This window comes from Paraburkholderia sp. (genome assembly GCF_026225065.1).
Lineage (GTDB): Bacteria > Pseudomonadota > Gammaproteobacteria > Burkholderiales > Burkholderiaceae > Paraburkholderia.
This window is the reverse complement of record NZ_JAMFSB010000356.1, coordinates 1-6,235: the sequence shown is the minus strand read 5'-3', so window position 1 is coordinate 6,235 and position 6,235 is coordinate 1. Positions and strand designations below refer to the sequence as shown.

Here is a 6,235-nt window from a genome sequence, read left to right as displayed (position 1 = left end):
GGCTGCCGAAACGCGCGAGGATGGCGCGTGCTTCGGCATCGAGCCGCTGCTGTTCGCGACGCACGCTCGGCAGCGCAAACAGCGCTCGCAACAGTTCCGCCACCGCCCCCACGCCCGGCAGCCCGCGACGCGCCAACTCGAGCCGCGCGTGCGCGCCGATCAACACGTTGTCGAGCACGCTCAGGTTGCCGAATACGCGGCCGTGCTGGAACGTACGGGCGACGCCGCGCGACGCGAAGCGCTCCGGCGCGAAGCCGGTCACATCTTCGCCGTCGAACCGGATCACACCTTCGTCGGGAACATCCGCGCCGCTCAGCAGATTGAAAAGCGTCGATTTGCCGGCGCCATTCGGACCGATCACGCTGACGCATTCGCCACGCGCAACCGAAAAACTCACATCCGCCACGGCCGTGACGCCATCGAAGCGGCGCGTCACGCGCCGCACGTCGAAGAGAATGTCGGGAGCGTCCCCGGCCGGATGATCCATCGCCGCCTCCATCACACGGTGCCGAACAGGCCTTGCGGCCGGAAGCGGACGAGCAGCAGGAGCACGATGCCGTAGACCAGCATCCGGTACTCGGCGGCAAAGCGGAACAGTTCGGGCAGGCCGATCAGCGCCACTGCACCGGCAATCGCGCCGAGCACGTTGCCGAGGCCGCCGAGAATCACCATCGTCAGTGCGAGGATCGACACCTGCGAATCGAAGGTCTGATAGTTGATGTAGCTGTACTGATGCGCGGCGATCGCACCGGCAACACCCGCGGCGAGACCGCCAAAGGCGAATGCCATCGCCTTGTAGCGGTTCGGCCGGATGCCGTAGGCGCGCGCCGCGACGTCATCCTCGCGGATGGCCCGCCACGTACGCCCCAGATGCGAATGCAGCAACCGGACCTGAACGAGTGCGAAGCCGACGAGGATCGTCAGCGTGAGCCAGTAGGCCGAGCGTGCATCGTCGAGCGCCCAGCCGAATAGCGACAGCGGCGGGATGCCGGAGACGCCGATCGGCCCGCGCGTCAGGCCATCCCAGTTCAGTACCACGAGACCGACAATCTCACCGATACCGAGCGTCGCGATCGATACGTAGTGGCCGCGCAGGCGGAATGATGGATACACGAGCAGCGTGCCCAGCACCGCGGTAATAGCGCCGGCGAGCGGAATCGTCACGGCCGGCGACCAGCCGAGATCGACCGACAGCAGTCCCGACGCATAGGCGCCGATCAGCAGCAGCGCCGCGTGTCCGAGCGAGATCTGCCCGACCGTCCCCGCCACCAGCGTCAGGCTCAGCGCGAGCAGACCGTAGATCCAGCCGTTGGTAAGCGTCTGCAGCACATAGGGCGACGGCGCCACGAACGGCAGCGCAAAGGCCGCCAGCACCAGCACGATGAGCACTGGCCGCGGCAGCTTCAGTGTTAGCCGGTTCGACAGGAAGGTGCCCGTGAGCGGCTCGGGCGGCAGCCGGCGGTTCGAGCTGAACAGACCGTTCGGGCGCCAGACCAGAAACGCGAGCAGCAGCACGAACGCGAAAAGATCGCGGTAGCTAGTGCCGAACATGGCGACGCCATAGCTCTCGACGAGGCCTAGCAGCAGGCTGCCCGCGATCGCGCCGGGCACATTGCCGAGCCCGCCGATCAGCAGTGCGACGACCCCCTTGAGCGTCGCCTGGAAGCCCATCGAAGGGTCGATGCTGTTGTAGTACATGCCGACCAGCAGGCCGCTCAGTCCGCCGAGCGCACAGGCGATCGCAAACACCGTGCGGTTCACCGCGTTCACGTCGACGCCCATTTGCTGCGCCGCGTCGCGATCCTGCGCAGTGGCGCGCACCGCCCAGCCGAGCCGCGTATAGCGCAGAAAGGCGTAGAGCACGCAGGCCGCGCCGCCGCCGATCAGCGCGATCAGCACGTCTAGCGAGCCGATCGTCGCGCCGCCTATCACGACGGTCCAGTTCGGCAACGCCGCCGGCACAGGCCGGGGATCGGGCCCAAACACCAGTTGCGCGAGCTGGTCGAGCACGAAACTGATGCCGATCGTGGCGAGCAGCGGCGCAATGCGTGCCGCGCCCTGCAGCGGCCGCAGGCCGATGCGCTCGATCGCGACGCCAAGCAGCGCGCAGGCCGCGATCGTCGCGGCGAACGCAACCGGTAAAGGCAACGCCAGCTTCGTCAGGCAAAACCAGCCGACGAAGGCCCCGATCATGTACACCGAACCATGGGCGAAGTTGATCAGATGCGAGACACCGAAGATCAGCGCGAGCCCCACCGCCAGCAACGCATAGATGTTGCCGACGATCAGCCCGTTGATGGTGTATTCGAGCCACGCGCCCATAACGATTTCATTCCCCTTTCGTGACGCAGCGGGTCGCAAACCGTCCATCTAAACACGAGGAAAAAAACCCGCCAACCAAGATTCGCACGAATGCTTATTCTTTTTGGTCTGAAATACTAATGCGCCTACGCTGCGGCGCGAATATCGATATCTGAATCGATTCGTTGAGTACACGCCGCCCGCATCGCAGACTCATTGTTTTGCCTCGAACTTGCGGAGAGATGTTCTCATGAACCTGTTGCGTACGAGCGGCTCGCGCCGCCAACTGCTGCGCTGGCTTGCAGCTTCCACCCTCGCCATCGGGGTTTTGCACGCGCCGTTCGCGGCAGCAGGCAGCGCAACCGGCACCCCGGTGTACTTCGGCGTCAGCGGCCCGCTGACGGGGCCCAATGCCCAGTACGGCGCCCAATGGAAGGCCGGCTTCGACCTCGCGCTCGACGAAATCAACGCGGATGGCGGTATCAACGGTCACCCGCTGCAATACGTTTTCGAAGACAGTCAAAGCGATCCGCGCCAAGCCGTGACGATCGCGCAAAAGTTCGTCTCCGATCCGAAGATCCTGATCGAACTCGGCGACTTCTCCAGCCCCGCTTCGATGGCGGCTTCGCCGATTTATCAGCGTGCCGGTCTCGTACAACTCGGCTTCACGAATTCGCATCCGGACTTCACCAAGGGTGGCGATTTCATCTGGAGTCCGTCGGTCAGCCAGGCCGATGCACAGCCGTTGATCGCGGATCTTGCCGTGAAAGAAGGCCTCCATCACGTTGCGGTGCTGTACCAGAACACCGATTGGGGCCGCGCGAGCAAAGACGTATTCGTCAAGGCCGCGGCCGCGCGCGGCGTTCAGGTGGTCGCGGCGGAAGGCTATCAGACGACCGACAAGGACTTCCGCGCCACGCTCGTACGCGTAAACGGGGCGCATCCGGATGGGCTCGTGCTGATCTCCTATTACGCCGACGGCGCGCAGATCGTGCGGCAGGCGAGGGAAAGCGGCATCCGCCTGCCGGTGGTGGCCGCGAGCTCCGTCTACTCGCCGAAGTTCCTCGAACTGGGCGGCGACGCGGTGAACGGAGTAGCGACCAATACGAACTTCTTCCCCGGCGATCCGCGCCCCGAGGTGCAGCGCTTCGTGCACGGATTCGAGGCGAAATATCATCGCGAGCCGGATGCGTTTAATGCGTTCGCGTATGACGCCACTATCATTGCAGCCTACGCGCTGCGTACGGGCGGCCTCGATCGCAAAGGCGTGCGGGATGCGCTGCCGAAACTGCACGACGTGCCGAGCGTCGTGTTCGGCAAGGCGAACTTCGATCCGACTACGCGCCGGGTGGCCGGCGTGAAGAGCATCGACATCGTGGTGCGCAACGGGCAATGGGCTGAACTCGGTAATGCAACCGTCGCGGCGAAATGATTAGCCGCCAGAAGCGGCGGTCGACACGCCCACCGCTTCCGCGCGCTTCGTGGTGAAATTCCAGCGGAGCGCCGTCGCCGTGTCTACCGGTGCGGGCAGCAGCGCCGCCCGGTAGAAGGTGTCGGCAATTTTCTGCTGCTCACCGAAATGCTGCGCGTCCACTGCGCGCACCGCATAGCTACGACGTGCATTCGCGCGTCCGATCGTCGCTGCGTCCAAACCCCAGATCGGCGCCAGCAGTTTGGCGGCATCGTCGGGATGCGCGCGAACCCACTCGCCCGCCGACGTCAGTTGCGCGAACACCGTGCTGATTACATCGGGGTGGGCTGCGGCGAAGCTGCTCGACGCAAGGTAGTACCGTTGATAGGAGGCCAGACTTTCCCCGTTGGCGAGGATGCGCACGTCCGGCGTTTTATCGACCGCGGCGACGTAAGGATCCCACGTGACCCATGCGTCGACGCTACCGCGCTCGAATGCGGCGCGTCCGTCGGCAGGTGTCAGGTAGCTGATGTGCACGTCTGCCGGTGCCAGCCCCGCTTTGGCGAGCGCGGCAAGCAGCAGATAATGACTGCCCGCTGCCTTGGTCACCGCTATGCGCTGGCCTTTCAGGTCTGCAAGTGTGTGGAGCGGCCCATCGCGCTTCACAATGACGGCCTGCGCGCCCGGTGACGGTGCTTCTTGCGCCACATACACAAAGCGCGCATGGGCCGCCTGGGCGAATACCGGGACTGTGTCGGCAACGTCGGCGCTGAAGTCCACCGCGTCGGCGTTGAGTGCTTCGGTCAGCGGCAAGCCGCTTGCAAACTCGTTCCACGTAACAGTCACGCCCAGCGGCGCCAGTGCTTGCTCGAGCGAGCCGCGTGCTTTCAGGATCGTGATGAGCGTCGAAGACTTTTGATAGCCGATTCGCAGCTTCACGGGCGTAGGCGAGCTACTAGCGGTTTGCGCATGGGCACTGCTGATGACCAGCAGCGAGGTCAGCGCCGCGCGTGCGAGGAAGCGGAGGATAGAAAGTGTCACGGGTGAAAAAGTCCGGTCGAATTATATGAGTGCCGAACCGTCACTCTATCAGCGGTCCTCTACGAATCGGATGGATTCGACAATTTTCAAAAAAATGTCGTAGCTATTTATCGGCATCGTGGGACGCGGGTGATCCAGAGTTAACCGTGAAGGACATGTCGAAAGATGGATTGCGCCAGCTCCCGTGGCTCGTCGAACGTAGTCGCAAGTTCAAACAAAATGACAAACAGGCCCGCATACGAAACGTTCGGATACCTATCGATGAGTCGAACGATGGCTGGCGCAAATCGCTCCATGATCGGTTTTCGCGTTACAACGCAGGTAACGCCAACGCCGAGGATGATTCCTGCCAGAACGTCGCTCGGATAGTGCAAGCCCAGATAAACGCGCGGAAGACAGATAAGAAATGCGCATTGCAGCAGCGCGAGCACGCCCATCCATCGGGAGACGAGAAAGATGCCCATCGCGACGGCAGACCACAGCATCGCATGGTCGCTAGGAAACGAACTCCAGGTTCGAAGAACCGCCTCCGGAGTGGCCGCTATTGGAAACGTCAGGTGCAGGCTGCTGTCGTAGAGCGGTCTCTGGCGGAAAGGCAAATAGTGAGCCAGAACTCTGCCAATGAAAAGCGCCAGCACACCGCTCAGGACGGTGGCAACAACCATTTGCCGCTGCCACTGCCACTGCCGGCGCTCCCTTGTGTCGAACCAGATGGCACATAGCATGGCTAATGGCAGGACGCCTTTGAACAGGTAGAAGTCTGCAACGTGACTGACCGCATGACCGTAAGTCGCCGTGTGCAGCGCACCGTGCGTCAGGAAGGCCAGTATCGCCGAGTCAAAGCTGTCGATGATTTGACGGAGCATATTGGTTTACGAATCGCCTACTTTTCGGAGTTATCGTGTACGGGAACGGAGCGCACGGCAGGCACCCGCCCATGAGGTGAGCCGCTCTTGCTGGACCAGCCGGAACCTGCCGCAATTAATGCACTTTGCAATCCGTTACTACGTTTGCGAGCGCACACACGTTCACAAAATGATCACCGTCACCAGCGAAGTCTGCGGCCGGCAGCACAATACTTGGTTCTGCGACATAGTTTGGAAGGCGTCAGGCGGCGCAGATTGCACTTTGCGTTGCTTGCGTAACGAAAGCAATATGTAATAGACAAGTCAGTCGCGCGAACGTCGACTCGCTCGGCCAGTCTGCACTATCGTGCACTGCCAGATTTCTCGCTGATCCTTGGAGAATTTCTTAGCATCCGAATTGACCTTCTGCGGACGCTCCCTCAGTCACCAATCGAACGAATGACCCTCGCCGGATTTCCACCCACAAGCGTATTCGGGGGGACGTCCCTCGTAACTACCGATCCTGCAGCGATCACCGAGTTCTCGCCTACTGTTACGCCACCGATGATGGTCGCCCCAGCTGCGATCCAAACGCTTCTCTCAATTACGATAGGCTTTGCGATTACGCCGTTGCGCC

Annotated in this window: 6 protein-coding genes; 1 reads left to right on the top strand and 5 read right to left on the bottom strand. The window is 62.4% G+C overall.

The window, feature by feature from the left end; translation table 11 throughout:
- Together M0954_RS24705 and M0954_RS24700 are read right to left on the bottom strand one after the other, a co-directional pair.
- Positions 1 to 487, bottom strand: a 487-nt coding sequence (locus tag M0954_RS24705) for an ATP-binding cassette domain-containing protein (RefSeq protein WP_297356034.1), incomplete at its 3' end; no start/stop codon positions are given.
- Between the two features lie 11 nt (positions 488 to 498).
- A complete protein-coding gene (locus M0954_RS24700) occupies positions 499 to 2,322 on the bottom strand; it encodes an ABC transporter permease (protein WP_122151860.1) in 1,824 nt (607 codons plus the stop codon).
- 229 nt (positions 2,323 to 2,551) lie between these two features.
- On the opposite strand from M0954_RS24700, the gene M0954_RS24695 reads away from it, so the two are divergent.
- Positions 2,552 to 3,733 (top strand): ABC transporter substrate-binding protein, encoded by a 1,182-nt coding sequence (locus M0954_RS24695; protein ID WP_122151861.1) that lies wholly within the window; start codon positions 2,552 to 2,554, stop codon positions 3,731 to 3,733.
- Here M0954_RS24695 and M0954_RS24690 read toward each other — a convergent pair whose 3' ends face one another.
- The 3 genes from M0954_RS24690 to M0954_RS24680 all read right to left on the bottom strand — a co-directional run.
- Complete coding sequence (locus tag M0954_RS24690) at positions 3,734 to 4,705, bottom strand: aliphatic sulfonate ABC transporter substrate-binding protein (RefSeq protein ID WP_297356037.1); 972 nt, start codon at positions 4,703 to 4,705, stop codon at positions 3,734 to 3,736.
- A 188-nt stretch (positions 4,706 to 4,893) separates the two neighbouring features.
- Positions 4,894 to 5,619, bottom strand: coding sequence for a phosphatase PAP2 family protein (locus tag M0954_RS24685; RefSeq protein WP_297356032.1), 726 nt, complete (start codon positions 5,617 to 5,619; stop codon positions 4,894 to 4,896).
- 419 nt (positions 5,620 to 6,038) lie between these two features.
- On the bottom strand, positions 6,039 to 6,235 hold a 197-nt coding region (locus tag M0954_RS24680), incomplete at its 5' end, for a DapH/DapD/GlmU-related protein (protein ID WP_297356030.1).

What these genes read in the sequence shown, in the direction of transcription:
- M0954_RS24685 (WP_297356032.1), bottom strand. Translation starts at nt 5,619, where the DNA reads ATGCTCCGTCAAATCATCGACAGCTTTGACTCGGCGATACTGGCCTTC.
- M0954_RS24700 (WP_122151860.1), bottom strand. Translation starts at nt 2,322, where the DNA reads ATGGGCGCGTGGCTCGAATACACCATCAACGGGCTGATCGTCGGCAAC.
- M0954_RS24695 (WP_122151861.1), top strand. Translation starts at nt 2,552, where the DNA reads ATGAACCTGTTGCGTACGAGCGGCTCGCGCCGCCAACTGCTGCGCTGG.